The sequence below is a fragment of the Mesorhizobium sp. M2A.F.Ca.ET.039.01.1.1 genome (assembly GCF_003998035.1).
Classification (GTDB): Bacteria; Pseudomonadota; Alphaproteobacteria; order Rhizobiales; family Rhizobiaceae; genus Mesorhizobium.
Map to the genome: position 1 here is coordinate 1 of NZ_RZRY01001438.1, position 588 is coordinate 588.

A 588-nucleotide genomic window follows, 5' to 3' on the forward strand; every position below is an offset into this window, starting at 1 on the left:
GTGAATGTGTGGCAGGTCGAGGGTTCGGTGCCGCTGCGCTTCACCTTCGAGAACGCGGCGCAGCTCTACGCCGAGCTTTGACGGCAGTGGGCGGCGACCCAACCGATTCGGCGAGCCGCGGCAAATATGCCGATCGGCTCGACCCGGAGCTTTGGGAATACATCGACAAGGTCAACAGTTGGTACCCGCCGGAGATCGTTGCGGCATTCATACCCGAGCAGCGCGCCGTCTATGGTCGGATGTGCGTGGCGTTTCACCAAGGTCGTCCGGAGGGCGTGACGGCCAGCGACGGCCTCGTGGCGACGGGCTCGCATCCGATCCCGGTCCGCCGCTATCGCATGGCGGGCAAGCTGGAAGCGGCGATCGTCGTCTATTATCACGGCGGCGGTTTTGTCCTCGGCGATCTCGACAGCCATGACGACATCTGTGCCGAAATCTGCGCCGGCACAGGATTCGAGGTGGTCTCGGCCGACTACCGGCTGGCGCCGGAACATCTGCATCCGGCTTCCTTCAACGACGCGCTGGCGGTGTTCGAATGGGTCGCCGCTACCAGCGCGCTGCCGATCGTGCTTTGCGGCGAAAGCGCCG

1 protein-coding gene and 1 pseudogene are annotated in these 588 nt (G+C 64.8%); both read left to right on the forward strand.

Annotated elements, in window-relative coordinates; translation table 11 throughout:
* A pseudogene (locus EOA24_RS43740) lies at nucleotides 1–81 on the forward strand (isochorismatase); the annotation flags it as partial.
* A 5-nt stretch (nucleotides 82–86) separates the two neighbouring features.
* Nucleotides 87–588 (forward strand): alpha/beta hydrolase (locus tag EOA24_RS40320; protein ID WP_245502009.1); only part of this gene is annotated, 502 nt, incomplete at its 3' end.